This window comes from Ruegeria sp. AB8 (assembly GCF_056542605.1).
Window position 1 is genome coordinate 1 of record NZ_JBQGAB010000110.1, and the last position, 818, is coordinate 818.

At 53.8% G+C, this 818-nt stretch carries 1 protein-coding gene; it reads left to right on the top strand.

Going from position 1 to position 818, the window contains the following annotated elements; translation table 11 throughout:
- Positions 1 to 57 precede the first annotated feature (57 nt).
- The gene (locus tag ACR0CG_RS24010; protein ID WP_480528022.1) at positions 58 to 765 is read left to right on the top strand and encodes an IS6 family transposase; all 708 of its coding nucleotides are present in this window, start codon (positions 58 to 60) and stop codon (positions 763 to 765) included.
- The last annotated feature ends 53 nt before the right edge of the window (positions 766 to 818 follow it).

The window sequence follows — 818 nt, forward strand, 5'->3', positions numbered from 1 at the left end:
GGTCTTGTCAGAAGAACTTTGCTTGAGCGGGGCAGGGCGGTTGCGTAGCTTTTGCCCATGACCAAACCTGCCTCTTTCAAGTACTTCAAAACCAGTCCCGAGATCATCCGCCTTGCAGTGATGCTGTACATCCGTTTCCCTCTTTCACTTCGGAATGTTGAAGATCTGCTGCACGAACGCGGGGTCGACGTGAGCCACGAAACTATCCGATATTGGTGGAACAGGTTCGGTCCGATGTTTGCCTCTGAGATCCGAAGAAAGCGTGTTCAGCAATCGAGAGCATTCTCCAAATGGAAGTGGCACGTGGACGAGGTTTTCGTGAAGGTAAATGGCAAGCGGCATTACCTTTGGCGGGCTGTTGATCACGAAGGCGAGGTGCTGGAAGCCGTTGTCACCAAACGCCGAAACAAAGCTGCAGCACTGAAATTCCTCAAAAAGTTAATGAAGCGACACGGCAAAGCGGAAACCGTCGTCACGGATCGCTTTGCCTCATACAGAGCCGCGCTCAGAGAACTGGGTGCACTCGAAAAACAAAGGACGGGAAGGTGGCTCAACAACCGCGTCGAGAACTCGCACCTGCCTTTCCGACGACGCGAACGCGCGATGCAACGTTTCAGGCGCATGCGATGTCTACAGAAATTCGCTTCCGTCTATTCCTCCGTATACAACCACTTCAACCAGGAAAGATCGCTAACCAGCCGAGACACCTTCAAGCTGACCCGCGCCGCCGCTCTCGCCGAGTGGCGTCAACTTTGTTCCGGATAGGTTCACGGTTTCCGCGGCAAACTGAGACTGGTTCGAATTCGTCTGACAGCACC

Coding starts and splice junctions, on each gene's coding strand:
- ACR0CG_RS24010 (WP_480528022.1), top strand. CDS start 58: ATGACCAAACCTGCCTCTTTCAAGTACTTCAAAACCAGTCCCGAGATC.